Origin of the sequence: Streptomyces sp. NPDC048192, assembly GCF_043202415.1 — a bacterium.
Lineage (GTDB): Bacteria > Actinomycetota > Actinomycetes > Streptomycetales > Streptomycetaceae > Streptomyces.
This window is the reverse complement of record NZ_JBIDAL010000003.1, coordinates 189029-213552: the sequence shown is the minus strand read 5'-3', so window position 1 is coordinate 213552 and position 24524 is coordinate 189029. Positions and strand designations below refer to the sequence as shown.

General features: G+C 71.2%; 21 protein-coding genes. 10 read left to right on the top strand and 11 right to left on the bottom strand.

Features of this window, described 5'->3' with window-relative positions:
• Window positions 1-2: 2 nt before the first annotated feature.
• Complete coding sequence (locus ACGFZN_RS06605) at window positions 3-434, top strand: VOC family protein (protein ID WP_393857380.1); 432 nt, start codon at window positions 3-5, stop codon at window positions 432-434.
• A 99-nt stretch (window positions 435-533) separates the two neighbouring features.
• Here the strand turns inward: ACGFZN_RS06605 and ACGFZN_RS06600 are convergent, their stop codons facing one another.
• Both ACGFZN_RS06600 and ACGFZN_RS06595 read right to left on the bottom strand, forming a co-directional pair.
• Window positions 534-1088: a methylated-DNA--[protein]-cysteine S-methyltransferase gene (locus ACGFZN_RS06600; RefSeq protein ID WP_393857379.1), complete on the bottom strand. Its 555-nt coding sequence runs from the start codon at window positions 1086-1088 to the stop codon at window positions 534-536.
• 41 nt (window positions 1089-1129) lie between these two features.
• Window positions 1130-1999: a glycerophosphodiester phosphodiesterase gene (locus ACGFZN_RS06595; protein ID WP_393857378.1), complete on the bottom strand. Its 870-nt coding sequence runs from the start codon at window positions 1997-1999 to the stop codon at window positions 1130-1132.
• 281 nt (window positions 2000-2280) lie between these two features.
• Here ACGFZN_RS06595 and ACGFZN_RS06590 point away from each other — a divergent pair, with 281 nt between their 5' ends.
• The 6 genes from ACGFZN_RS06590 to ACGFZN_RS06565 all read left to right on the top strand — a co-directional run bounded on the left by ACGFZN_RS06590 (window position 2281) and on the right by ACGFZN_RS06565 (window position 10509).
• Window positions 2281-3147: an MHYT domain-containing protein gene (locus ACGFZN_RS06590; protein ID WP_393857377.1), complete on the top strand. Its 867-nt coding sequence runs from the start codon at window positions 2281-2283 to the stop codon at window positions 3145-3147.
• 40 nt (window positions 3148-3187) lie between these two features.
• Window positions 3188-5335 (top strand): excinuclease ABC subunit UvrB, encoded by a 2148-nt coding sequence (gene uvrB / locus ACGFZN_RS06585; RefSeq protein ID WP_393857376.1) that lies wholly within the window; start codon window positions 3188-3190, stop codon window positions 5333-5335.
• A gap of 154 nt (window positions 5336-5489) precedes the next feature.
• Window positions 5490-6068 carry a TerD family protein gene (locus ACGFZN_RS06580; RefSeq protein WP_393857375.1) on the top strand — a complete coding sequence of 193 codons (579 nt, stop codon included), beginning with the start codon at window positions 5490-5492 and terminating at the stop codon, window positions 6066-6068.
• A gap of 61 nt (window positions 6069-6129) precedes the next feature.
• Window positions 6130-8139 carry a TerD family protein gene (locus tag ACGFZN_RS06575; RefSeq protein WP_393857374.1) on the top strand — a complete coding sequence of 670 codons (2010 nt, stop codon included), beginning with the start codon at window positions 6130-6132 and terminating at the stop codon, window positions 8137-8139.
• 223 nt (window positions 8140-8362) lie between these two features.
• Window positions 8363-9364, top strand: a complete 1002-nt coding sequence (locus ACGFZN_RS06570; RefSeq protein WP_393857373.1) for a TerC/Alx family metal homeostasis membrane protein — start codon at window positions 8363-8365, stop codon at window positions 9362-9364.
• Between the two features lie 44 nt (window positions 9365-9408).
• Window positions 9409-10509, top strand: a complete 1101-nt coding sequence (locus tag ACGFZN_RS06565; protein WP_393857372.1) for a calcium:proton antiporter — start codon at window positions 9409-9411, stop codon at window positions 10507-10509.
• Between the two features lie 64 nt (window positions 10510-10573).
• Here the strand turns inward: ACGFZN_RS06565 and ACGFZN_RS06560 are convergent, their stop codons facing one another.
• The gene (locus ACGFZN_RS06560) at window positions 10574-11845 is read right to left on the bottom strand and encodes an MFS transporter (RefSeq protein WP_393857681.1); all 1272 of its coding nucleotides are present in this window, start codon (window positions 11843-11845) and stop codon (window positions 10574-10576) included.
• A gap of 209 nt (window positions 11846-12054) precedes the next feature.
• Here ACGFZN_RS06560 and aroQ point away from each other — a divergent pair, with 209 nt between their 5' ends.
• Window positions 12055-12528 carry a type II 3-dehydroquinate dehydratase gene (gene aroQ / locus ACGFZN_RS06555; RefSeq protein ID WP_393857371.1) on the top strand — a complete coding sequence of 158 codons (474 nt, stop codon included), beginning with the start codon at window positions 12055-12057 and terminating at the stop codon, window positions 12526-12528.
• 24 nt (window positions 12529-12552) lie between these two features.
• On the opposite strand, the gene ACGFZN_RS06550 is transcribed toward aroQ, so the two are convergent.
• From ACGFZN_RS06550 to ACGFZN_RS06530, 5 genes are all read right to left on the bottom strand, one after another.
• Window positions 12553-13311, bottom strand: a complete 759-nt coding sequence (locus ACGFZN_RS06550; protein WP_393857370.1) for an amino acid ABC transporter ATP-binding protein — start codon at window positions 13309-13311, stop codon at window positions 12553-12555.
• On the bottom strand, window positions 13308-14210 hold the full coding sequence (locus ACGFZN_RS06545; protein WP_393857369.1) for an amino acid ABC transporter permease: 903 nt from the start codon (window positions 14208-14210) through the stop codon (window positions 13308-13310). The genes ACGFZN_RS06550 and ACGFZN_RS06545 overlap by 4 nt, the downstream gene beginning before the upstream one ends.
• Complete coding sequence (locus ACGFZN_RS06540) at window positions 14207-15091, bottom strand: ABC transporter substrate-binding protein (protein WP_393857368.1); 885 nt, start codon at window positions 15089-15091, stop codon at window positions 14207-14209. The genes ACGFZN_RS06545 and ACGFZN_RS06540 overlap by 4 nt, the downstream gene beginning before the upstream one ends.
• Before the next feature lie 329 nt (window positions 15092-15420).
• Window positions 15421-16077, bottom strand: coding sequence for an MBL fold metallo-hydrolase (locus tag ACGFZN_RS06535; protein WP_393857367.1), 657 nt, complete (start codon window positions 16075-16077; stop codon window positions 15421-15423).
• A 45-nt stretch (window positions 16078-16122) separates the two neighbouring features.
• Window positions 16123-16806: a maleylpyruvate isomerase family mycothiol-dependent enzyme gene (locus tag ACGFZN_RS06530; protein ID WP_393857366.1), complete on the bottom strand. Its 684-nt coding sequence runs from the start codon at window positions 16804-16806 to the stop codon at window positions 16123-16125.
• Between the two features lie 224 nt (window positions 16807-17030).
• Here ACGFZN_RS06530 and uvrA point away from each other — a divergent pair, with 224 nt between their 5' ends.
• Window positions 17031-20057, top strand: coding sequence for an excinuclease ABC subunit UvrA (uvrA, locus tag ACGFZN_RS06525; RefSeq protein ID WP_393857365.1), 3027 nt, complete (start codon window positions 17031-17033; stop codon window positions 20055-20057).
• A 175-nt stretch (window positions 20058-20232) separates the two neighbouring features.
• On the opposite strand, the gene ACGFZN_RS06520 is transcribed toward uvrA, so the two are convergent.
• Both ACGFZN_RS06520 and ACGFZN_RS06515 read right to left on the bottom strand, forming a co-directional pair.
• Complete coding sequence (locus tag ACGFZN_RS06520) at window positions 20233-21144, bottom strand: carbohydrate kinase (protein ID WP_393857364.1); 912 nt, start codon at window positions 21142-21144, stop codon at window positions 20233-20235.
• A complete protein-coding gene (locus ACGFZN_RS06515) occupies window positions 21141-22259 on the bottom strand; it encodes a LacI family DNA-binding transcriptional regulator (RefSeq protein WP_393857363.1) in 1119 nt (372 codons plus the stop codon). The genes ACGFZN_RS06520 and ACGFZN_RS06515 overlap by 4 nt, the downstream gene beginning before the upstream one ends.
• A 278-nt stretch (window positions 22260-22537) precedes the next feature.
• Between ACGFZN_RS06515 and ACGFZN_RS06510 the strand changes: the two genes are divergently transcribed.
• A complete protein-coding gene (locus tag ACGFZN_RS06510) occupies window positions 22538-22969 on the top strand; it encodes a Rieske 2Fe-2S domain-containing protein (RefSeq protein WP_393857362.1) in 432 nt (143 codons plus the stop codon).
• Window positions 22970-23038: 69 nt separating this feature from the next.
• On the opposite strand, the gene ACGFZN_RS06505 is transcribed toward ACGFZN_RS06510, so the two are convergent.
• On the bottom strand, window positions 23039-23983 hold the full coding sequence (locus tag ACGFZN_RS06505; RefSeq protein WP_393857361.1) for a hypothetical protein: 945 nt from the start codon (window positions 23981-23983) through the stop codon (window positions 23039-23041).
• Between the last annotated feature and the right edge of the window lie 541 nt (window positions 23984-24524).

The window sequence follows — 24524 nt, the reverse complement described above, 5'->3', positions numbered from 1 at the left end:
GCATGACGAACACCAGCATGCGTCTCGACCACGTCGTCCTGTGGGTGGCCGATCCGGTCGCCGCGGCCGGCTTCTACGAGACGGCCGTGGGCCTGGAGCCGATCAAGGTCGCGGAGTTCGCCGAGGGCAAGGCGGCCTTTCCGTCCGTGCGTGTCAACGAGGAGACCATCCTCGACCTCGCCCCGCTCGGCCTCGCCCCGCGCATGAAGATGCTCCCCGGTGCGGACGAGAGCGCCGGTCACCCCGTCAACCACATCTGCCTGTCCCTGCCGGCCGACTCCTTCGACGCCCTCCGCGCCCGCCTGCAAGAGCATGGAGTCACCGTGTCGGACATCGACCGCGACCTGTCCGGCGCCCGCGGCAACGCCGCGCGCAGCTTCTACTTCCGCGACCCCGACGGCAACGTCTTCGAGGCACGGCACTACGACGGCTAGCCGGGCCACCGGAAACGAGCGGGCGCGCCGGCGCAGAAGCCGGGCCGGGCCCCTCGCACGCGCAGGGGCGGCCCGGTCACGGATCCATGGGCGGGCGGGTCAGAACAGCGGCTCGGGCAGCACTCCCTCCAGGGCGAGCAGCTTCCGCTTGGTCTCCAGCCCGCCCCCGAAGCCGCCGATCCCGCCGTCGCTCTCCACCACCCGGTGACACGGCACGACCACTGGCAGCGGATTGGCGCCCATCGCCGCGCCGACCGCCTGCGCACCGCCCGGCTGCCCGACCCGCCCGGCCAGGTCGCCGTACCCCACCACGGTGCCGTACGGCACCCCGGCCGCCAGCTCTCGCAGCACCTGCCGGTTGAAGCCGGAGATCAGCGACCAGTCCAGCGGCAGGTCGAAGTCGTGCCGCTCGCCCGCGAAGTAGGCCCGCAGCTGGCGTATCGCCTCCGCCAGCACCGGCGCGCCGGGATCCTCGACGGGGGCGGCGCCCAGCCGGGCGGCCAGGCGATCCAGGGCGCGGTCCCGCACCGCTTCCGTGGCGTGGAAGACGACGTTGACCAGGCCGTCGGAAGTCGCCGCCAGCATCAGCGGCCCGATCTCCGAGCGCACCACGATCCACACGACCTGCTGCTCATCCTGCCCATGGCTGTCCATGCGCCCACGGTACGGCCCGGCACTGACAACGCCCGCCGCGCTCAGTACGAGCCGAGTGCCGCCCGGACCACGTCCGGCTTGTTGGTGATGATCCCGTAGACGCCGTAGCCGGCGACCTTGCGCGCGGTGACCGCGTCGTTCACCGTCCAGGCGCACACCCGCAGCGGCCTGCCGTGCGCTCCGCGCAGCGCGTGGGCGGCGGCGACGTACTCCTTGGTGAGCGAGCCGTACGACGGGTTGACGAGATCGGTGAAGGGCGCGTCCTTGCGCAGCTGCGCCGGAGTCGGCGACCCGAGGAGGGCGGTGGTGACCGCGGGCCTCAGCTCGTGCACGGTGCGGATGCTGCCGACGCTGAAACTCTGCACGATCAGCCGCTTCAGATGCGCGCGGTCCAGCCAGCCCTCGTTGCCGAGGAGCTTCAGTGTCTGCTGCTCGATGCCGGGGTAGAGCTCCGGGTTCTTGATCTCCAGGAGCAGCTTCTCGTGGTTGTGCTCGATCCGGCGCATGTACTGCTTCAGGGTCGGCACACGCGTGCCCGCGTACGCGGGGGAGTACCAGCTGCCCGCGTCCAGCCGGGCGATCTCGGCCGCGGTGAAGTCCTTCACCTTCCACGGCGCCCGGCCCGGGAAGACCTTCTCGACGTTCGTGGTGCGCCGCAGGCTGTCGTCGTGGATGACGACCAGCTCGCCGTCCTTGGTGCGCTGGACGTCGTTCTCGACCCAGGAGAAGCCCAGCCGTGCGGCCTCGTCGATCGAGGCCAGCGTGTTCTCGGGGGCGTAGGCGGAGGCACCCCGGTGGGCGATCACCGTCGGTTCGCCGACGTCGCGCGCCCGGGCGTCGGAGGCGGGGTTCAGCAGGGCCACCGTCCCCAGGGCCGCGGCGACCGCGACGGCAACTACGCGCGCGTGCATGCACACTCCTCGCGTCGAGCGAATACGGACGGCAACCAGCCTGACAGCAGACGGTCCGCGGCACCTCGCGCACTACGGCCACAGGCGGAACGGATCTGTCCCGATTCCGCACACCGGTACCGCACAAGTGAGGCAAGGCCGTGTTTCTTTGCCGGAACATCGTTCGACCATTCCGGTCGGGGTCATACTCTCTGCGACAACCCTGACCGCCCAGGCGGTCCTGGGCCGGGGAACAATTTCAATGGATTCCGGGACGCAAGAGGGCGGAAGGGCAGCCGCGGATGCAAGGCACGGTCGACGGATTCAGTTACGGGGCCGTCACCCCACTGGTGGCCTATCTGATGGCCTGCCTCGGTGGCGCCCTCGGCCTGCGCTGCACCACCCGGTCCCTGCTGGTCTCGCACTCCTGGCGGCCCGCCTGGCTGGCCCTCGGCTCGGCCGCGATCGGCTCGGGCATCTGGACCATGCACTTCGTCGCCATGATGGGCTTCGCCATCAAGGAGACGCCGATCCACTACGACAAGTCGATCACCTATGCGAGCCTCGGCCTGGCCATCGTCATGGTCGGAATCGGGATCTTCATCGTCGGCTACCGGGGCGCCACCGGCACCGCCCTGTTCACCGGCGGCACCATCACCGGTCTGGGCGTCGCCTCGATGCACTACCTGGGCATGGCCGGTGCGCGCTTCCACGGGCGGTTCACCTACAACACGATCACCGTCGTCGTCTCCGTCGTCATAGCGGTCGTGGCCGCCACCGCCGCCCTGTGGGCCGCCGGACGTGTGCGGGGCTTCACGTGGAGCGTGGGCGCGAGCCTCGTGATGGGGCTCGCGGTCAGCGGCATGCACTACACGGGCATGGCGGCCCTCGGCGTCCACCTCGACGGCGCCTCCCACACCGGGGGAGGCGCGCCCGAGCCGTCCGTGCTCGCGCCGATGCTGATCGGTCCGCTCGCCTTCCTGCTCCTCGCCGGCATCGTGGTGATCTTCGACCCGCTGATGGTCGCGGGCCGGACCGCCCCCGGGCCCGTCGAGCACAAACCGGGCGTCCCGGCCGCCGCCGTCTCCTCCCACCCACCCCGCCGTACCGTCGTGCACGAGGTGCACCAGCCCGAGCAGCACGCCTCCCGGACCCCGCAGAACCGCTGATCCGGGCCCGTTGTCAGTGCGGGGTCGTACGGTGGATGGCATGCGGCCCGTATCCCACATCGAACGCACGGTGGCGCCCTTCGAGGTCGTCAGCTCCTACCAGCCCAGCGGCGACCAGCCGACGGCCATCGCCGACCTGGCCCGGCGCATCCAGGCAGGTGAGAAGGACGTCGTCCTGCTGGGCGCGACCGGCACCGGCAAGTCCGCCACCACGGCGTGGATGATCGAGCAGCTCCAGCGCCCCACGCTCGTGATGGCGCCGAACAAGACGCTGGCCGCCCAGCTGGCCAACGAGTTCCGCGAGCTGCTGCCGAACAACGCGGTCGAATACTTCGTCTCGTACTACGACTACTACCAGCCCGAGGCCTACGTCCCGCAGTCGGACACGTACATCGAGAAGGACTCCTCGATCAACGAGGAGGTCGAGCGGCTGCGCCACTCGGCCACGAACTCGCTGCTCACCCGTCGTGACGTCGTGGTGGTGGCCTCGGTGTCCTGCATCTACGGCCTCGGTACGCCGCAGGAGTACGTGGACCGGATGGTCCCCCTCAGGGTCGGCGACGAGATCGACCGGGACGAGCTGCTGCGCCGTTTCGTGGACATCCAGTACACCCGCAACGACATGGCCTTCTCCCGCGGCACCTTCCGGGTCCGCGGCGACACCATCGAGATCTTCCCGGTCTACGAGGAGCTGGCCGTCCGCATCGAGATGTTCGGCGACGAGATCGAGGCGCTGTCCACGCTGCACCCGCTCACCGGCGAGATCATCAGCGACGACCAGCAGCTGTACGTCTTCCCCGCCTCCCACTACGTCGCCGGCCCCGAGCGCATGGAGCGGGCCATCAACGACATCGAGAAGGAGCTGGGGGAGCGCCTCGCCGAGCTGGAGAAGCAGGGCAAACTCCTGGAGGCCCAGCGGCTGCGGATGCGCACCACGTACGACATCGAGATGCTCCGCCAGATCGGCACCTGCTCCGGCGTGGAGAACTACTCGATGCACTTCGACGGCCGTCTGCCCGGTTCCCCGCCCAACACCCTGCTGGACTACTTCCCGGACGACTTCCTGCTCGTCATCGACGAGTCGCACGTCACCGTCCCGCAGATCGGTGCCATGTACGAGGGCGACGCCTCCCGCAAGCGCACCCTCGTGGAACACGGTTTCCGTCTGCCGTCCGCGCTGGACAACCGCCCCCTGAAGTGGGAGGAGTTCCAGGAGCGCATCGGCCAGACCGTCTATCTGTCGGCCACCCCGGGCCCGTACGAGCTGTCGCGCTCCGACGGCGTCGTCGAGCAGATCATCCGCCCGACCGGCCTGGTCGACCCGGAGGTCGTGGTCAAGCCCACCGAGGGCCAGATCGACGACCTGGTGCACGAGATCCGCAAGCGCACCGAGAAGGACGAGCGCGTCCTCGTCACCACGCTCACCAAGAAGATGGCCGAGGACCTCACCGACTACTTCCTGGAGCTCGGCATCCAGGTGCGCTATCTGCACAGCGACGTCGACACCCTGCGCCGCGTGGAGCTGCTGCGCGAGCTGCGCTCCGGCGAGTTCGACGTCCTGGTCGGCATCAACCTGCTCCGGGAGGGCCTCGACCTGCCCGAGGTGTCCCTGGTGGCGATCCTGGACGCCGACAAGGAGGGCTTCCTGCGCTCGGGGACCTCGCTGATCCAGACCATCGGCCGCGCGGCGCGCAATGTTTCCGGCCAGGTCCACATGTACGCCGACAAGATCACCCCGGCGATGGAGAAGGCCATCGAGGAGACCAACCGCCGCCGCGAGAAGCAGATCGCCTACAACAAGGCCAAGGGCATCGACCCTCAGCCGCTGCGCAAGAAGATCAACGACATCGTCGCGCAGATCGCCCGCGAGGAGGTCGACACCGAGCAGCTCCTCGGTTCCGGCTACCGCAAGTCCAAGGACGGCAAGGGCGCCAAGGCGCCCGTCCCGGCGCTGGGCGACAAGGCGGCCAAGGGCGCGAAGGCGGGCAAGGCCGCCAAGGGCAAGGCGGCGGCCGCGGTCCCCACGGACCGTCCGGCGGCCGAACTCGCCGAGCAGATCGAGGAGATGACCGAGCGCATGCGCGCCGCCGCCGCGGAGCTGCAGTTCGAGATCGCGGCCCGGCTGCGCGACGAGGTGTCGGAGATGAAGAAGGAGCTGCGCCAGATGCGGGAAGCCGGCCTCGCCTGAGCCCCGCCACCCGCCGGACCTCGGCATACGCGCAAGTGTTGCAACACCGACACAAAGCGCGGGCCGGGGTTCGGCACTGTCAGTGCCCCTGCGTAGGGTTCTTGGCAACCGCGCACTGCGCGGCAACAGGGGACCTTCGAGAGGGGATTCAGCGGTGTCCGTCAACTTGAGCAAGGGTCAGGCCATCAGCCTGGAGAAGAAGGACGGGGCCACCCTGACCGCGGTCCGCATGGGGCTCGGCTGGCAGGCGGCGAAGCGGCGGGGCCTGTTCGGCTCCCGCACGCGCGAGATCGACCTGGACGCCTCGGCCGTCCTCTTCGCCGGCACCCAGCCGGTCGACGTCGTCTTCTTCCGCCACCTGGTGAGCGACGACGGCTCCGTCCGCCACACCGGCGACAACCTCGTCGGCGGCGTCGGCCAGGGCGGTGACGACGAGGCGATCCTCGTGGACCTGCAGCGCGTTCCGGTCCACGTCGACCAGATCGTCTTCACCGTGAACTCCTTCACGGGCCAGACCTTCCAGGAGGTCCAGAACGCGTTCTGCCGCCTCGTGGACGAGACCAACGGCCAGGAACTGGCCCGCTACACGCTGGACGGAGGCGGCGACTACACCGCCCAGATCATGGCGAAGGTGCACCGCGCGGGCTCCGGTTGGACGATGACCGCCCTCGGCACCCCGACCAACGGCCGTACGTTCCAGGACCTGATGCCGGCGATCCAGCAGCACCTGTAGGACCGCCCGCTCGACCGGCGGGGCGTACGACGGCACGACACGACGGACGGGGGCGGCGGCGATGACGACCGAGCTGGTGCGGGGGCAGAACCACCCGCTGTCCCAGGACCGGCTGACGATCCGGATCTCGGCAGGGGCGCCGGTCCTGGCCGGAGCCACGCTCAGCGACGAGAACGGCACGGTGCACGGCCCCGAGTGGGTCGCCCACCCCGGCGCCCCCGCTCTGCCCGGCGTCGAGACGCCCCGGCAGGCCGCCGGCGAACACCGGCTGGCCGTCGACCTGGGCGCCCTGCCCGAGTCGGTGCACCGCGTCCACATCTTCCTCGCCCTGCCCACCGGCGCGGGGTCGCCGCTCCGGTTCGGTGCCGTAGCCGCCCCGCACACCACGGTCGAGACCCCGGACGGCACCGAACTCGCCTGCTACACCCTCACCGGCCTCGACAGCGAGACGGCCGTGCTCGCCCTGGAGCTGTACCGCAGACAGGGCGCCTGGAAGGTGCGCGCGGTGGGCCAGGGCTATGCGGCCGGGCTTGCGGCACTCCTCGCCGACCAAGGGCTGCACGGGGCAGCCGACCTCGCGGCCGCAGCCCAAGAGGCGGCGGCCCCCGGCCGGACCGGCACGTCACCGGCACCGTCCTCCGTCCCCTCGCCGCGGGGAACGCCCCCGCACGAGACCGCAGCCTCCGCCGCGCTCGTCACCCCGGCCGCGGGGCCGGACGACACCCGGGCGCCCCGGCCGCAGGACACCCCCGCGGCCGGCCCGCCGCCGCCGTACACACCGCAGCACCCGGACCCGGCAGCGTCGCACGAGACGCGGAACGCGTACGACGCCCGTACATCCGCCGCCCCGCGTGATCCCGGCGCCCGCGTCGACTACACCCACCCCGGCCGCCGCCCGCACGGCGCACCGCCCGCCGAGCCTCAGGCCCCCGGCGACACGCCCGCGCAGCCCGTCGCGGGCGACGCCGCGGGCTGGTCGATGGAGGAGCGGCTCTACAACCAGGTGTGGGGCATGTTCGAGGACCTGGCCCGCACGACCGCCGCCTACCGTAGCGCGGTCGACTTCGCCGACTCGCGCCTGGAGAAGGAACTCGACCAGGCCCTGACCGACCCGCGCGACCGGCTGGGCGCCGCGGGCGAAGGCGCGCGGGAGGCAGCCCATGCCCGCCGGACGCAGCTGGTGGACCAGGCACGCGCAGTCCTCGACCGCGACCTCGCCCAGCTCACCGCCGAGTCCGAGGTGGTCGAACCCGCTCTCCCGCCCGCCTGCGCCCGCTGGGACAACCCCGTCTGGCACGGCTACCGCGTGCCCGCCGAGCCGCCGATGGCGCTGCGCCTGGGCGACCTCCGACTGCCCGAGAGCGGGCAGCTGAGCATTCCGCTGCTGGTCAGACTGCCGCTGGAACGCGGCCTGTGGGTCGACAGCGGCCCGACGGCGGAATACGACGGCTTCCCCGACTCCGCCCAGCTGCGGCACCTGGCGTTGGAGACGGCGGTGGCGCTCGCGGCGCGGCTGCTGGCCGTGCATCCGGCGGGGGACTTCGCCGTGCAGATCATCGACCCGGCAGGCGCAGGGGCTGCGGCGTTCGCCCCGCTGACCGGGACCGGCGTGCTCGCCGCGCCGCCCGCGAATGGCGCGTCCGGGGTGACGCGGACGCTGGAGCGGCTCACCCGCCGGGTCGACCTGGTGCAGATGGCCGTGCGCGGCGGTGCGCCCGAGTCGTTGCCGACCGATGTCGACACCGCACGTCAGCTGCTGATCGTCAACGACTTCCCGCACGGTTTCGACGACCGGGCGGTGACCCGGCTGCGGTATCTCGCGGACGAGGGACCGGACGTCGGTGTCCACCTCCTTCTGGTGGCCGACCGCGAGGACGCCGCCGGCTACGGCCCCCTGCTCGATCCGCTGTGGCGTTCGCTGACACGGCTCACCCCTTTGCCCGACGACCACTTCGCCGACCCCTGGGTGGGGCACGCCTGGACCTACGAACCCTCGCTGGTGCCGCCCGGCAGCCAGGTCGTGCACCGGGTTCTCAACGAGGTGGCCAGAGCTATGACCAAGTACAGGTAAAGGACATCTGACCTGTCTGTTTGGTCTTTCCTTTGCTTTTATCTTTACCTTTCCTTGGTGATTGGGGTACTGTCTTCCGTACGGAGGGGAGTACTCCCTGACAGCGGCGCACCCGTCAGTACGGACCGTTTCCGGTCCCGGGGCGCCGGCCCCACGCGGGTGGAAGAGACCTCCGGCAGCGACGACGCTGACGTGTTTGCCGTGATGTGACGCCGGAGGTGCTGTGGATATCTCGCTGACCGTGTGGGGCCTGACCATCGGGGGCCTCGCCGCCCTGATCGCGGTCGATTTCCTCATCGGGCGCAAGCCGCACGAGGTGTCGATCAAGGAAGCCGGGATCTGGACCGTCGTCTGGATCACCCTGGCCGGAGTCTTCGGCCTCGGTCTTCTCGTCTTCGGCGGCGGGCGGCCCGCCGGCGAGTTCCTCGCGGGGTTCATCACCGAGAAGTCGCTGAGCGTCGACAACCTCTTCGTCTTCGTCCTGATCATGGCGAAGTTCGCCGTGCCCGCCCGGTACCAGCAGCGCGTCCTGCTCGTCGGCGTGCTCATAGCCCTGGTCCTGAGGGCCGTCTTCATCGCAGCGGGGGCCGCGATCCTCGCCGGCTTCTCGTGGGTGTTCTTCCTCTTCGGCGCGTTCCTGATCTGGACGGCATGGAAGCTCGTCCAGGAGGCCCGCGCCGACGACGAGGACGAGGAGTACGAGGAGAACAGGCTGCTGAAGGCCGCCGAGCGCAGGTTCGGCGTGGCCGACCGGTACCACGGCACCAAGCTGTGGATCCAGCAGAACGGCAAGCGGGTCATGACCCCGATGCTGGTCGTGATGCTCGCCATCGGCACCACGGACGTCCTGTTCGCCCTGGACTCCATCCCCGCGATCTTCGGCCTGACCCAGGACCCGTACATCGTCTTCACCGCCAACGCCTTCGCCCTCATGGGCCTGCGGCAGCTGTACTTCCTCATAGGCGGCCTGCTCGAGAAGCTGGTCCACCTCTCGTACGGCCTCTCGGTCATCCTCGGCTTCATCGGCGTCAAGCTGGTGCTGCACGCGCTGCACGAGTCCGGCGTCCATGTCCCGGAGATCAGCATCCCGGTCTCGCTCGGCGTGATCTGCGCTGTTCTGGTCGTCACGACCGTCACCAGCCTGGCCGCCGGCCGGAGGCAGGCGGCCGTCGAGGCGGCACACAGCGAGGGCGAAACCACCGCGAAGGACAGCGTCGACGCCTGACCGACGGACATGCGAAGCCCCTACGTCTCTGCGACCATCGCCGCATGATCACCCGGCTCCGGTCGCTCACCCCGCAGTGGACGAGCCTCGTGCCCGTCCTTGCGGTCGTCCTCCTGGCGTTCACCTGGGGCCGTGCCCTGCCGGGTGCGATGGTCGCCCTGGTGATCCTCGTGCTCGCCGGCTCCGTCCTGGCAGCCGTCCACCACGCCGAGGTCGTCGCCCACCGCGTCGGTGAGCCGTTCGGCTCCCTGGTGCTCGCCATCGCCGTCACGGTCATCGAGGTGGCGCTGATCGTCACCCTCATGGCCGACGGCGGCGCCAAGAGTTCCACGCTGGCCAGGGACACCGTCTTCGCCGCCGTGATGATCACCTGCAACGGTGTCGTCGGGCTCTGCCTGCTCGTCGCCTCGCTGCAGCACCGCATTGCGGTCTTCAACGCGGAGGGCACCGGCGCCGCCCTGGCCACCGTGGCGACGCTCGCCACCCTCAGCCTGGTGCTGCCGACCTTCACCACCAGCAAACCCGGGCCCGAGTTCTCATCCCTCCAGCTGACCTTCGCCGCGCTGTCCTCATTGATCCTCTACGGACTGTTCGTGGCCACCCAGACCGTGCGCCACCGCGACTACTTCCTGCCGATCACCCGGCAGGGCGAGGTCATCACCGCCGAAGAGCACGCCACACCCCCGTCCGCGCGCACCGCCCGGATCAGCCTCGGGCTGCTCGCCCTGGCCCTGATCGGCGTGGTCGGGCTGGCCAAGGGCGTGTCGCCCGCCATCGAGTCGGGCGTGGCGGCGGCCGGCCTGCACCAGGCCGTCGTCGGTGTGATCATCGCGCTGCTCGTGCTGCTGCCGGAGACGATCGCCGCACTGCGCTCGGCGCGCCGTGACCGGGTGCAGACCAGCCTCAACCTCGCGCTCGGCTCGGCCATGGCCAGCATCGGCCTGACCATTCCGTCCGTCGCCCTCGCCTCCGTCTGGCTGTCCGGACCGCTCGTGCTCGGCCTCAGCCCGACCCACATGCTGCTGCTCGCGCTGACCGTGGTGGTCAGTTCCCTGACGGTGGTGCCGGGACGGGCGACGCCCCTGCAAGGCGGAGTCCATCTGGTGGTTTTCCTGGCGTATCTGGAACTGGCGATCAACCCCTAGCCGGTCGGCCGGGCCGATCCGTCGCCAGGGTCAGCACCACGACCGGCGCAAGCACCCGGCCCGGTCAGCCCGTCGCCGGCTCCACCGCCGCGACGGGCACCGGCCGCGTCTCCGGAAGCAGCGCGAAGCACACCAGGCTGCCCAGCGCGATGCCCGTCAGATACGCGCCCACGGCCCAGGGCACCCGCCCGCTGTGCTCGGCGAGCGCCGTGGCCACGACCGGGGTCAGCGCGCCGCCGAGGACCCCGCCGAGGTTGTAGCCCACCGCGGCGCCCGTGCAGCGCACCCGTGCCTCGTACAGTTCCGGCAGGTAGGCGGCGACGACCGCGAACATGGTGACGAAGGCGAGCAGCGCGCCGAGGATGCCGAGAAACATCAGCAGCGGCCGGCCGGTCGCGAGCAGCGACACCATCGGCAGCATCCACAGGGCGCAGGCCGCGCACCCCAGCAGACACAACGGCCGGCGTCCGTAACGGTCGCCGAGCACCGCCACCAGGGGCGTGAGGGCGCCCTTCACGACCACCGCCGCCATGACGCAGGTCAGCATCACCGTGCGGCTGACCCCGAGCCGCTCCGTCGCGTACGCCAGCGACCAGGTCGTCACCGTGTAGAAGACCGCGTATCCGACGGCCAGCGCGCCGGCCGTCAGCAGGACGAGCCGGCCGTGGTGCCGTACGACCTCCACGAAGGGCACGGGCGCGTGGTCGTCGATCTCCAGGAACCTTGGGCTCTCAGTGAGAGACGAGCGCAGCCACAGCCCGGCGAGCGCCAGGGCGCCGGCCGCCCAGAACGGCACCCGCCACCCCCACCGCGCGAACTCCGCGTCGGACAGCGCCGCCGACAGAGCCAGCATCATGCCGTTGGCCAGCAGGAAACCGAACGCCGGCCCCACCTGGGGGAAGCTCGACCACAGCGCGCGGCGCGCGGCAGGCGCGTGCTCGGCGGTCAGCAGCACCGCTCCGCCCCACTCCCCGCCGAGCCCGAGCCCCTGCAGGAAGCGCAGCACGAGCAGCAGCAGAGGCGCCGCGACGCCGATCGTGCCGTACGCCGGCAGACAGCCCACCGCGACCGTGGAGGCACCCGTGAGGAGCAGGGAGGCGACCAGCACCGGCCGCCGTCCGCGCCGGTCGCCGAGATGCCCGAACAGCACCGAGCCCAGCGGCCGGGCCACGAACCCCGCTCCGAACGTCCCGAACGCGGCCAGCGTCCCCGCCAGCGGCGAGAACGCCGGGAAGAACAGCGGGCCCAGCACCAGGGCCGCGGCCGTGCCGTAGACGAAGAAGTCGTAGAACTCGATCGCGGTGCCCGCCAGGGAAGCGGCGGCGAGTCTCGGCATGGAGGGGGTGCTGACGGCGCGTACAGGCTGCATGCCGCGTCAACCACCCGGCGTGATCAACGGTTACGGGGCGCGTGGAGGTGATCGGGCGACCACGACGTACGCCGAGGCCACCGGCGCACACGGCCCGCCGTGCGCCGCGGCCACCGTGATAGACCGGTGCGAGCAGGCGGTCGTCGACGTACCGCCCCGAACGGACCGGAGGAACCGTGCCCCGCACCCTGGCCAACGCCCCGATCATGATCCTCAACGGGCCCAACCTGAACCTGCTCGGCCAGCGCCAGCCCGAGATCTACGGCAAGGACACGCTGGCCGACGTGGAGGCGCTGTGCGCCAAGGCGGCGGCCGCGCACGGCGGCACGGTGGACTTCCGGCAGTCCAACCACGAGGGCGAGCTGGTCGACTGGATCCACGAGGCGCGCCTGAACCACTGCGGGATCGTCATCAACCCCGGCGCCTACTCCCACACGTCGGTCGCGATCCTGGACGCGCTCAACACCTGCGACGGCATGCCCGTGCTGGAGGTGCACATCTCCAACATCCACCAGCGCGAATCGTTCCGGCACCACTCCTACGTCTCGCTGCGCGCCGACGGCGTGATCGCCGGTTGCGGCGTGCAGGGGTATGTGTTCGGCGTGGAGCGCGTGGCCGCCCTGGCGGGTGCGGCGCGGGCCGAGGCGTAGCCGCCGGCGCGGGCCGGCGCCCGGCTACAGCCGCCCCGCCTCCACGATCCGCCGCAGGAAGCGCCGTGTGCGCTCCTGCCGCGGGTCGCCGAAGACCTGCTCCGCGGTGCCGCGCTCCAGGACGACGCCACCGTCCAGAAAACAGACCTGGTCGGCGACGTCCCGCGCGAAGCCCATCTCGTGCGTCGCCAGCACCATGGTCATGCCCTCGTCCTTCAGGCCCCGGATCACCTCCAGCACCTCGCCCACGAGCTCGGGGTCGAGCGCGGCCGTGATCTCGTCCAGCAGCAACAGCCGGGGCCGCACCGCGAGCGCCCGGACGATCGCCACCCGCTGCTGCTGACCGCCGCTGAGCCGGTCCGGGTAGGCATCAGCCTTGCCGCCCAGCCCGAGGCGCTCCAGCAGCTCCCTGGCGCGTTCCTCGGCCTCCTCGCGAGAGACGCCGTGCACTCGGCGCGGCGCCAGCGTGATGTTGTCCAGCACCGTCATGTGCGGGAAGAGGTTGTACGCCTGGAACACCACGCCGATCCGGCGCCGCACCGCGTCCGGGTCGACACGGGGATCGGTGATCTCCTCGCCGTCCAGCCAGATCGCGCCGTCGTCGATGTCCTCCAGCAGGTTGGCGCACCGCAGCAGCGTGGACTTGCCCGAGCCCGAGGCACCGATCAGCGCGGTGACCGTGTGCGGCGCGACCTCCAGATCGACGTCCCGCAGCACGAGCGAGGCGCCGAAGGTCTTGCGGACGGACTCCATGCGCAGCACGGGCGCGACGGTGTCGCTCACAGTGATCCTCCCTGGGCCCGCCGCCGGTCCGTCCGGGCCGTCACCCAGTCCGTGAAGCGGGTCATCGGAATGGTCAGCGCCACGAAGACCAGGCCCGCGACGATGTACGGGGTGTAGTTCAGGCTGCGCTGGGTGATGATGTCGGCCGCCCGTACGGCGTCGACCGCGCCGCCGATCGACACGAGCCCGGTGTCCTTCTGCAGCGACACGAGGTCGTTGAGCAGGGGCGGCACCTGACGGCGCACGGCCTGGGGCAGCACCACGTACCGCAGGGCCTGGCGGCTGGTCAGGCCCAGCGAGCGGGCCGCGGCGCGCTGCGAGGGGTGCACGGACTCGATGCCGGCGCGGAACACCTCGGCGACGTACGCGGAGTAGGTCAGCGTCAGCGCCGTACCGCCCAGCAGCACGGGATCGACGGTCACTCCCTGCAGGCGCAGGGCGGGCACGCCGAAGACCACGATCATGAGGTTGATGATCAGCGGCAGACCGCGGAAGAAGTCCGTGTACGCGGCCGCCAGCACGCGCAGGGGGAAGAACACGGGCCCGGGCAGGGTGCGCGCGACGGCGATCAGCATGCCGAGGACGAGCACCAGCACGCCGCAGAGCAGCAGCAACTGGACGTTGAGCCACAGCCCTTCGAGGACCTTGGGGAAGGCCTCGCGCGCGTAGCGGCCGTTGAAGAAGGTCTCCCTGGTGCGCGGCCAGCCGGGAGCGCTGACGACGACCAGGCTCAGCAGCACGCCGGTGACCAGGGTGGAGAGGGCGGCGATCGCCGTGGCACGGCGGGCACGCGCGCGTTTGTGCCGCTCGCGTGCCAGTCGCCGTTCGGACGGGACGTACCCGTCGCCCAGGTCGTCCTTGGCGAAGTTCTTCCCGGACTCCTCCTCGACGACGGTCACTTGAGCACCGGAGCGTCGACGGCGTCGGACAGCCACTGCTTCTCCAGCCTCGCCAGCGTGCCGTCCTTGCGCAGGGCGTCCACGGCCGCCGTCACGCACGGCGTGAGGCCGCTGCCCTTGTCGAGGACGAGCCCGAACTGCTCGGGCGCGCCGCCCTGATTCTCGAACTGGCCGACGACCTTGGCATCGGTGACCTGGGCGGAGGTGATGTAGAAGGCGGTCGGCAGATCGGTGACGATCGCGTCCACCTGGCCGTTCCTGAGCGCGGAGACGGCCTCGTCGTTCTTGGAGTAGGCGGCCGCCTGCTGCGACGGCTTCACCACGTCGCTGATGTAGTCGAGGCTCGTGGTGCCCACCTGGGCGCCCAGCTTCAGGCCCTTGAGGTCCGCGATGCTCGTCGCCCTGGCCGCCTTGCCGCCCTTCAGGGCGATGACGGCCTGGCGCACGTCGTAGTAACCGGAGGAGAAGTCGACGGCCTTCTTGCGCTCGGCGCTGATCGACACCTGGTTGACGTCGAAGTCGAAGGTCTTCTCGCCGGGAGCGAACGCCTTGTTGAACGGCACTCTCTGCCAGACGACGGCGCTCCTGCCGTACCCCAGTCGCCCGGCCACGGCGTAGGCGACCGCCGACTCGAAGCCCTTGCCGTTCGCGGGCTTGTCGTCCTCGAACCAGGGCTCGTACGCCGGCTCGTCCGTCGCGATCGTCAGTTTCCCGGACGTCTTGGTGGCCGGCGAGCCCTTGGCGCAGCTCTGCGAGGCCGAGCCGGACGGGGCGGCCGACGTCCTGGCCTCGGGTTGCGGAGCGCAGCCGACGGCGGTGGCGAGGAGGGCTACGGTGGCGGCGGCTGCCGCGCGGCGCAGGGGGCGAGGGGCGGGATGCATGCCGGGAGAGTGGCAGCGAACCGCGCCTTTGTCGAGGTCACGACCATGACTGTCCGCATAGTGGGAGCGGGTGTTGCGGCCGTGTGAACGGCGGCTCGGCCAGGGGCGGTTGACCTGGGCCGCCGGCCGAGGGCGGGGTTGGAGGCCGGCGGCCCTGCCGTGGAGGAGCCGTCATCCTCTACGGGGTTGACACCAGTTGACCGCGTGGCACGGCGCGCGGGAAGCGCGCATGCGCCCCCGACACGAGTGAAACGTTCACACGGGGCGCGCGGCGGACGGCACACCCGGTCGCCGGGCGCGAGGCGCGCCGGACGGGGCGCGCCGGGCGGTCACCACCCGCGCGCGTGCCACTCCGGCAGGTGCGGCCGCTCCGCGCCCAGCGTCGTGTCGTTGCCGTGGCCGGGATACACCCAGGTCTCGTCCGGCAGCACGCCGAAGATCTTCGTCTCCACGTCGCGGATGAGGCTGGCGAAGGCCTTCGGATCTTTGTGCGTGTTGCCGACACCGCCCGGGAAGAGGCAGTCGCCGGTGAAGACGTGCGGGTGGCCGTGCGGGTCGTCGTAGACCAGGGCGATCGAACCCGGGGTGTGTCCGACGAGATGCCGTGCGGTGAGCTCCACCTGACCCACCCTGATGACGTCGCCGTCGTCCACGAGGACGTCGGTGGGCACGGGGATGCCGGGGGCGTCCTCGCGGCCCGCGTACGTGCGCGCGCCCGTCGCCGCGACGACCTCGGCGAGCGCCTGCCAGTGGTCGCCGTGCCGGTGCGTGGTGACGACGGACGCGATGCCGTCGTCACCGATCATGCCGAGGAGTGTGCCCGCCTCGTTGGCGGCGTCGATCAGGAGCTGCTCGTCGGTGGCCCGGCAGCGCAGCAGGTAGGCGTTGTTGTCCATCGGGCCGACCGCGATCTTCGTGATCATCAGGTCTTTGAGCTCGTGCACATCCGCCGGTCCGCCGACCCTGACCTCTCCGGTGTACGTCATGGAGATCAGCCTATAGCCGACAGGTGCCCGCGCACCGCCGGCGGCCTACAGCGGCGGCAGCGCCGGCAGTGCGCCCTCCGCGGTGAGGCCGGAGCCGTCGCGCCGTCCGGCGAGCCAGCCGACCAGCTCCGCCGCAGTCCCGCTGACCACGACCTCCGGCTCGTCCGCCTGCCGCCCGGTCGTCCACTCGCGCGTGCCGTCCGTGATCCGCGTCGGCGCGACATCGGGGTGCCCGGTGAACCGCTGGGCGAGAAAGCCGGTCTCCCGCTCCAGGAACTCCGCCGGGAGATCCTCCAGCTCGTAGCCGATGCCGAGGTCCACATGGTGCAGCTCCACCTCCGCCCACCGCCGGAACGGCACCCGCGCCGCCGAGTCGGTGACCCCGTTGCGCAGCTCCACCGTGCGCGCCCAGTCCGCCGGCGCGTCCTCCGCCGCCTGGAAGCGGGCCGCGCTCTCGCGCAGGTCGGCGAGCTGGACGTCGAGGGGGCGGGGGGCACCCTGCTCGATGTCGGCGTCCCGAGCCTCGGCGCTCGGGTACATGGGGCGCCCCTCGAGGACGTTCACGAGCGCGTCGGCGTTGCGGGCGAGATGGGCGAGGACGTGCCCGCGGGTCCAGCCGGGAAGCCGTGACGGCTCGGCGAGCGACGCGTTGTCCAGTTTGGCGACCGCGGTGAGGAGCCGTTCGGTCGCGTCACGTACACATGCCAGGTCATGAGCGTGATCAATCATGGGCCTGACACTAGCCCCGCCACACCTTCGGGTGAAGGTGGTGAAGCTCGTCCGCGAATCGAAAGTGCGTGCTATATCGTCGGAGGCGGCGTCGGGCATGCTGGATGGCCGGAGGTTGTTATGCAACCGGGCAATCCGACCGGCGTTGTCAGTGGCTCCCCCTAGTCTGAAGAAGCACGGGGGCCCCGCCCCTGTCACTTCTCTCAAGAAAGGTGCGGACCGGCGTGGCCGACCGTCTCATCGTCCGTGGCGCGCGCGAGCACAACCTGAAGAATGTCTCGCTCGACCTGCCCCGGGACTCGCTCATCGTCTTCACGGGCCTGTCGGGGTCGGGCAAGTCCTCCCTGGCCTTCGACACGATCTTCGCGGAGGGCCAGCGGCGCTACGTGGAGTCGCTCTCCTCGTACGCCCGGCAGTTTCTCGGCCAGATGGACAAGCCGGACGTCGACTTCATCGAAGGCCTGTCCCCGGCGGTCTCCATCGACCAGAAGTCGACCTCCCGCAACCCGCGCTCGACGGTCGGCACCATCACCGAGGTCTACGACTACCTGCGTCTGCTCTTCGCGCGCATCGGCAAGCCGCACTGCCCCGAGTGCGGCCGGCCGATCTCCCGCCAGTCGCCGCAGGCCATCGTCGACCGGGTCCTGGAGCTGCCGGAGGGGAGCCGCTTCCAGGTGCTGTCGCCGCTGGTGCGCGAGCGCAAGGGAGAGTTCGTCGACCTCTTCGCCGACCTGCAGACCAAGGGCTACTCCCGCGCGCGCGTCGACGGGGAGACCGTCCAGCTCTCCAGCCCGCCCACGCTGAAGAAGCAGGAGAAGCACACCATCGAGGTGGTCGTCGACCGCCTCACCGTGAAGGACTCCGCCAAGCGCCGTCTGACCGACTCCGTCGAGACCGCCCTCGGCCTGTCCGGCGGCATGGTCGTGCTCGACTTCGTCGACCTCCCCGAGGACGACCCCGAGCGCGAGCGCATGTTCTCCGAGCACCTGTACTGCCCGTACGACGACCTGTCCTTCGAGGAGCTGGAGCCCCGCTCCTTCTCCTTCAACTCGCCCTTCGGCGCCTGCCCCGACTGCACCGGCATCGGCACGCGCATGGAGGTCGACCCCGAGCTGATCGTCCCGGACGAGGACAAGTCCCTGGACGAGGGCGCCATCCACCCCTGGTCCCACGGCCACACCAAGGACTACTTCGGCCGTCTGATCGGCGCCCTCGCCGACGCGCTCGGCTTCCGCACGGACATCCCGTTCGCGGGCCTGCCGCAGCGCGCGAAGAAGGCCCTGCTCTACGGCCACAAGACCCAGATCGAGGTCCGGTACCGCAACCGGTACGGCCGTGAGCGCGTGTACACCACGCCCTTCGAGGGCGCGGTGCCGTTCGTGAAGCGCCGGCACAGCGAGGCCGAGAGCGACGCCAGCCGCGAGCGCTTCGAGGGCTACATGCGCGAGGTGCCCTGCCCTTCCTGCGAGGGCACCCGGCTGAAGCCGATCGTCCTCGCGGTCACCATCATGGGGAAGTCGATCGCCGAGGTCTCCGCGATGTCGATCAGCGACTGCGCGGACTTCCTGAGGCAGCTCAAGCTGAGCGACCGCGACAAGAAGATCGCCGAGCGGGTGCTCAAGGAGGTCAACGAACGACTGCGCTTCCTGGTCGACGTCGGCCTGGACTACCTCTCGCTGAACCGCGCGGCCGGCACCCTGTCCGGCGGCGAGGCCCAGCGGATCCGCCTGGCCACCCAGATCGGCTCCGGCCTCGTCGGCGTCCTGTACGTCCTGGACGAGCCGTCCATCGGCCTGCACCAGCGCGACAACCACCGGCTGATCGAGACCCTGGTCCGGCTGCGCGACATGGGCAACACCCTCATCGTCGTGGAGCACGACGAGGACACCATCAAGGTCGCCGACTGGGTCGTGGACATCGGCCCCGGCGCCGGTGAGCACGGCGGCAAGGTCGTGCACAGCGGCTCGCTGAAGGAGCTGCTCGCCAACACCGAGTCGCAGACCGGCGCGTATCTCTCGGGCCGCAAGGCGATCCCGGTGCCGGACGTGCGCCGTCCGCGCGACCCGTCCCGGCAGCTCACCGTGCACGGCGCCCGGGAGAACAACCTGCAGGACATCGACGTGTCCTTCCCGCTGGGCGTCTTCACGGCCGTCACGGGCGTGTCCGGATCCGGCAAGTCCACGCTGGTCAACGACATCCTCTACACCCACCTGGCCCGCGAGCTGAACGGCGCGCGCAACGTCCCCGGCCGGCACACGCGCGTGGACGGCGACGACCTGGTCGACAAGGTCGTGCACGTCGACCAGTCGCCGATCGGCCGCACCCCGCGGTCCAACCCGGCGACGTACACCGGCGTCTTCGACCACATCCGCAAGCTGTTCGCCGAGACCACCGAGGCGAAGGTCCGCGGCTACCTGCCGGGCCGCTTCTCCTTCAACGTCAAGGGCGGCCGCTGCGAGAACTGCGCGGGCGACGGCACGATCAAGATCGAGATGAACTTCCTCCCGGACGTCTACGTCCCGTGCGAGGTCTGCCACGGCGCCCGGTACAACCGGGAGACCCTGGAGGTCCACTACAAGGGCAAGTCCATCGCCGACGTGCTGAACATGCCGATCGAGGAGGCCACCGACTTCTTCGAAGCCGTCCCGGCCATCTCCCGGCACCTGAGGACCCTGAAGGACGTCGGCCTCGGCTACGTCCGCCTCGGCCAGTCCGCCACCACCCTCTCCGGTGGCGAGGCCCAGCGCGTGAAGCTGGCCAGCGAACTGCAGAAGCGCTCCACGGGACGCACTGTCTACGTCCTGGACGAGCCGACCACCGGCCTGCACTTCGAGGACATCAGCAAGCTGCTCAAGGTCCTCGGCGGTCTGGTCGACAAGGGCAACACGGTCATCGTCATCGAGCACAACCTCGACGTGATCAAGACCGCCGACTGGATCGTGGACATGGGCCCGGAGGGCGGCGCCGGCGGCGGTCTCGTGGTCGCGGAGGGCACGCCCGAGGAGGTCGCCGGGGTCCCGGCCAGCCACACCGGCAAGTTCCTGCGCGAGATCCTCGGCGCCGACCGCATCAGCGACGCCGACACCGTGCCGGCGCAGCGTGCCGCCACGGCCAGGAAGACGGTCGCGGCGAAGACGACGGCCAAGAAGTCGGTGACGGCCAAGGCCAACAACACGGCGACCAAGAAGGCCGCCGCGGCGACGAAGAAGACGACGCCCGCCAAGAAGACGACGCGGGCCCGCAAGGCCTGACACATCACCAGAAAAACGGCGCCCCGCGGGAACTCCCCGCGGGGCGCCGCTCGTTCCACCATCAGCCACCCGGATCCGAGGTCCGGCAAATCCCCGCACCACGGCTCCGGCAGCACCTTGCCGACAGCAGAGAGAAGCGGCTGAAGAGAAAGAGAAAAAACGGAAAAGGGGCCGCTCACAGATCACCGAGCTCGGCCGCGTACGGCGGCTCGGCCCCCGCCCGCGAACAGGTGATCGCCGCCGCGCGTGCCGCGAAGCGCAGCAGCCGCGTCCAGCCCTCCGTCCCGAGGGCGGCGAGCGCTTCCTCCGACAGCGCGCCCAGGGCCGAAAGCCCGTGCAGCAAGGCCGCGTTCACCGTGTCACCGGCGCCGATGGTGTCCACCACGGCGACCTTCTCACCCGGTACGGAGTACTCCGCGCCGTCCCGGGTGAACGCGGTCAGACCATCCCCGCCCCGGGTCACCACGACGGCCGCCGGTCCCGCGACCAGCCACTCGCGCGGGGTGCCGCCCAGCCACTCGGCGTCCTCCGCCGACAGCTTCAGCAGCGTCACCGAGGGCAGCCAGCTCTTGAAGCGCGCCCGGTAGGCGTCCGCGTCCGGGATCAGTCCCGCCCGGATGTTGGGGTCGAGTGTGGTGAACAGCCCCTGTGCGGCCGCCGTGCGCATCAGCTCCTCGTAGGCACTCGCCCCCGGTTCCAGGACGAGCGAACAGGTGCCGAAGGACACCGCGCGCGTGCCGGCGGGCAGCGCGGCGGGGGCGGTGAACAGACGGTCGGCGGTGCCGTCGACATAGAAGGAGTAGGCGGCCGACCCGCCGTCGTCGATCGTGGCCACCGCCAGCGTCGTCGGCTCCGCCCCGCGCTGCACGCCCGACACGTCGACCCCCGCCCGCCGCAGTCCGTCCAGCAGGGCCTCGCCGAAGGCGTCCCGCGAGGTCCGGGAGCAGAACGCGGTGCGCGATCCGAGGCGGCCGAGGGCCACGGCGGTGTTGTAAGGGCCGCCGCCGAGCGCCGGCTGCAGGGCCGCGAGAGCACCGGAGCCCTGCGGTACCAGGTCGATCAGTGCCTCACCGGCGACGACGATCACGAGGTCCTTCCCTTCTCCGACAGCGTGGATGACGCGATGTGCCCGGACTCGCCGGTACCGCCCGGCTCCTCCGGGCACCCGCAGGACGTGCGATGGACGAACGCGCACGGCAGCCGCACCGTCCGGGCCGGCCGGCGCGGGTCGTCCAGGCGGCCGAGGAGCACCCGCACGGCCTCGCCGCCCAGTTCCCTGCTGGGCTGGGCGATGGCGGTGAGCCGGGGCGAGAACAGGTCGGCCCAGGCGAAGTCGTCGAAGCAGCACAGGGCGATGTCGTCGGGGACGGACAAGCCGCGCCGGCGCAGGGCGCGCAGCGCGCCGATGGTCATCGCGTTGTTGGCGGTGACGAGAGCGGTGGGCGGATCGGGGAGGGCGAGCAGGGCGGCCGTGGCCTGCTCCGCACCGGCGGACTCCGAGTTCCCCGACAGGAGGAGCCGTTCGTCGAAGGCCAGGCCGGCGGCGGTGAGACCGTCCCGGTAGCCGGAGACGCGTTCCCCGGTGGTGCTGAGGCCGGGCAGGCCCGCGACGAGGCCGATCCGGCGGTGCCCCAGGCCGGCGAGGTGGGTGACCAGGCGCGCGGTCGGTTCCGCGCTGTCGGCGCAGACCTGGTCGTACCAGGGCCCATCCGGGGTGGCGGCGCCTGCCATGCGCGGGCCCTCCAGCACGTCCGCGCCGATCATCCGGTCCAGGAACACGGTCGGTACGGAGTGCCGGCGGAGATAGCCGACCAGTTCACGCGGCCGCGCGGAAGGCGCCACGATCATGCCGTCCACCCGGCGTTCATGGAGTAGCTGCACGACCTTGCGCTCGTGCTCGGGATCGTCGTGCGGGTCCGCGATGAGCAGGCTGTAGCCCGCTTCCAGGGCGGCGGCCTCCACGCCCTGGAGGATCTCCGTGAAGTACGGGTTGCTGATCGCCGACACCGCGAGCCCGATGGACCGGGTGCGGGAGGTCACCAGGGAGCGGGCCAGCGTGTTGGGGGTGTAGCCCAGGGCGTCGATGGCGTCCAGTACGGCCTGACGGGTGTGGGGCAGCACCGGGCGGGTGCCGTTCAGCACATGGGAGACGGTCGCCACGGAGACCCCGGCGCTGCGTGCGACGTCGGCCATGGTGGGCATCCCGTCTCCCTTCTCCTCGGCCGAGTCTCACGTGACTGAGTCTCGCGTGACTGTTGCCGGGCGCGTCCTTCCGCGCGGGACGGTATCCCATCGACCAGCCTCCCGTAAACGCTTACGCAAGCGTTTACGTCACCCACCCACGCACGCAGACTCACCCACCCGTCGCCCACCCCCGCCACCCGGACCCGGTCCCTCCGCCCGACCCGCCCCCCGCCCAGGACCGGCCCATCTGCCCGGGTATCGTCGCCCTGCACATCCCTTGAGCAGTGGAGTCCCAGATGCCCGCCCAACCGTCCGCGAGCCGTCGTACCGTCCTCCGAGGGGCCGCCGTGGCCCCGGTCGCCGGGCTCGGCCTGGCCGCCTGCTCGGCGTCGGGCCAAGGTGGCTCGGACCCGGCGGCCACCCCGACCGCACCGGTCGACCTCGGCGCCGAGAGCGAGGTCTCGAAGGGCGGAGCCAAGCTCTACCGCGACCACAACGTGGTCGTCAGCCGCGACGGCAACGGCACGCTGAAGGCGTACAGCACGATCTGCACGCACGCGGGATGCCCCATCAACAAACTGCAGGGGACCACTCTGATCTGCCCTTGCCACGGCAGCCAGTTCGACGCCGTGACGGGCAAGGTGGTCCAGGCACCGGCCACCGAGCCCCTGGCGGAGCTGCCCGTGAAGACGTCGAACGGCAGGATCATCGCGGGCCCGGGCGCCTGACAGGCAGCCGAGCCGAGCCGGGAAGGCCCGGCAGTGATCCGGCTCAACTGGCGGGCACGGGCGGCGAGTTCACTCCCAGTCCCACGCTATGCCGACGATGCCCGGACGGATCCGCGGCTCGACCACGTGGACGCAGTGGTGCGGGCCGGTGACCGGCAGTTCGTGGCGGCCGCTGCGAGGGGCGGCCGGCGAGTGCTGGGCGAAGCGGTGACAGCGGACCGGCAGCGCGGCCGCGTCGAACCGCACCTGGAGGGCGTACTGGCCGCCGGGGAAGCCGAAGCGGTGCAGGTACTCCCGGGCGGCCCCGGCCGTGCCGTCCTCGATGCTGTACCGGAAGAGGAAGGTGTCACCGGCGCGCAGCCGGGTGCCGAAGAGCAGCTCCGCGACCAGCACGCCGGTGTCCTGGTCCCAACGGACGCGTCCCGTGCGGCAGTTCTCCAGGGCGCGCACTCTCAGGTCGGCCGGGCGGCAGCCGGGATCTCCGTGGTGGACGGCGACGAAGCGGTCGACGCCGTCGCGGTGGGCCCGCACGATGTGGTGGGCCTCGCGGGCCGCCAGCTCGCGCCGGGCGCCGATGCGGACGCATTCGTGGTGGCCCAGGGTGTGCAGCCCGCCGTCGAGCGACCAGCCCAGCTCGGCGCGGAGCCGGTCCAGGGCGTTCGAGGCCTCGGTCAGCAGGCGGTAGGAGCGGCCTGCCGGACGGCCGGCCGGGCGCTGGTCGGCCTCGGTGAGCAGCCGGATCAGAGACTCGTCCGGCAGCTGGAGGATCTCCTCAAGGGCCCGCACGGCCCTGAGCGACTCCGGCCGCTGGGGGCGACGGGCGCCCTGCTGCCAGTAACTCAGGCTGGTGACGCCGACCTTCACCCCGTAACGGGACAGATGATGCTGGACGCGCTGCAGCGGCAGCCCGCGCGCGGCGATCGCGGCGCGCAGCGCCACATGGAAGGGGCCGCCCCGCAGGGCCGTGTCCAGTTCCGCGGTGGGGAGGTGCGCGTGCTCCGTGGCATGCCGCATACCGGGGCGCCTTTCTGTGAGGTGTCGCTACGGCTGGTCAGACCGCTGCGCTGGTGCCGGGGCCACCCCTTGGGCGCTGTGGACGCCTGTGCCTGCGCACGCCACGCCGGTACGCGTGGACGCACGGCCCCGAGTTCCCCCGCATTGAAGCGTGTTGACCAGACCCCGACAACACCTGGAACCCGCCAGGCCCTCGGCGGGCGCCGGCGCCGCGGCCGGATCCCGCAGCCGTCGGCCCCCGGCGCGAGATGTCGACAAGGAGACCCGGGGCGTTCCGGTGGCGATCACCCGGGCGGAAGGCCGCCCCCCGCCGCCCGCCGCGTACACCTCCGTCGCCCACCGCGTACCCCTCCGCCGCCCCCAGCGTCCGCCGTCCGCCACGTACGGCTCCGTCCCCCCGCATACGCCTCGGCCGCCCGCAGCCCGGCGAAGCCTCCATGTCGCCCGGCGGACCCCTCCCCGGCCGTCCGCCCCTGATCGGTGCCGGAGCCGGGCCTGCCATCGCCGCACACCGGTGTCGGCCTGTGGACGGACGGGCACG

What these genes read in the sequence shown, in the direction of transcription:
- ACGFZN_RS06605 (WP_393857380.1), top strand. Translation starts at nt 3, where the DNA reads ATGACGAACACCAGCATGCGTCTCGACCACGTCGTCCTGTGGGTGGCC.
- ACGFZN_RS06600 (WP_393857379.1), bottom strand. Translation starts at nt 1,088, where the DNA reads ATGGACAGCCATGGGCAGGATGAGCAGCAGGTCGTGTGGATCGTGGTG.
- ACGFZN_RS06595 (WP_393857378.1), bottom strand. Translation starts at nt 1,999, where the DNA reads ATGCACGCGCGCGTAGTTGCCGTCGCGGTCGCCGCGGCCCTGGGGACG.
- ACGFZN_RS06590 (WP_393857377.1), top strand. Translation starts at nt 2,281, where the DNA reads ATGCAAGGCACGGTCGACGGATTCAGTTACGGGGCCGTCACCCCACTG.
- uvrB (WP_393857376.1), top strand. Translation starts at nt 3,188, where the DNA reads ATGCGGCCCGTATCCCACATCGAACGCACGGTGGCGCCCTTCGAGGTC.
- ACGFZN_RS06575 (WP_393857374.1), top strand. Translation starts at nt 6,130, where the DNA reads ATGACGACCGAGCTGGTGCGGGGGCAGAACCACCCGCTGTCCCAGGAC.
- ACGFZN_RS06565 (WP_393857372.1), top strand. Translation starts at nt 9,409, where the DNA reads ATGATCACCCGGCTCCGGTCGCTCACCCCGCAGTGGACGAGCCTCGTG.
- ACGFZN_RS06560 (WP_393857681.1), bottom strand. Translation starts at nt 11,845, where the DNA reads ATGCCGAGACTCGCCGCCGCTTCCCTGGCGGGCACCGCGATCGAGTTC.
- ACGFZN_RS06540 (WP_393857368.1), bottom strand. Translation starts at nt 15,091, where the DNA reads ATGCATCCCGCCCCTCGCCCCCTGCGCCGCGCGGCAGCCGCCGCCACC.
- ACGFZN_RS06535 (WP_393857367.1), bottom strand. Translation starts at nt 16,077, where the DNA reads ATGACGTACACCGGAGAGGTCAGGGTCGGCGGACCGGCGGATGTGCAC.
- ACGFZN_RS06530 (WP_393857366.1), bottom strand. Translation starts at nt 16,806, where the DNA reads ATGATTGATCACGCTCATGACCTGGCATGTGTACGTGACGCGACCGAA.
- ACGFZN_RS06515 (WP_393857363.1), bottom strand. Translation starts at nt 22,259, where the DNA reads ATGCCCACCATGGCCGACGTCGCACGCAGCGCCGGGGTCTCCGTGGCG.
- ACGFZN_RS06510 (WP_393857362.1), top strand. Translation starts at nt 22,538, where the DNA reads ATGCCCGCCCAACCGTCCGCGAGCCGTCGTACCGTCCTCCGAGGGGCC.
- ACGFZN_RS06505 (WP_393857361.1), bottom strand. Translation starts at nt 23,983, where the DNA reads ATGCGGCATGCCACGGAGCACGCGCACCTCCCCACCGCGGAACTGGAC.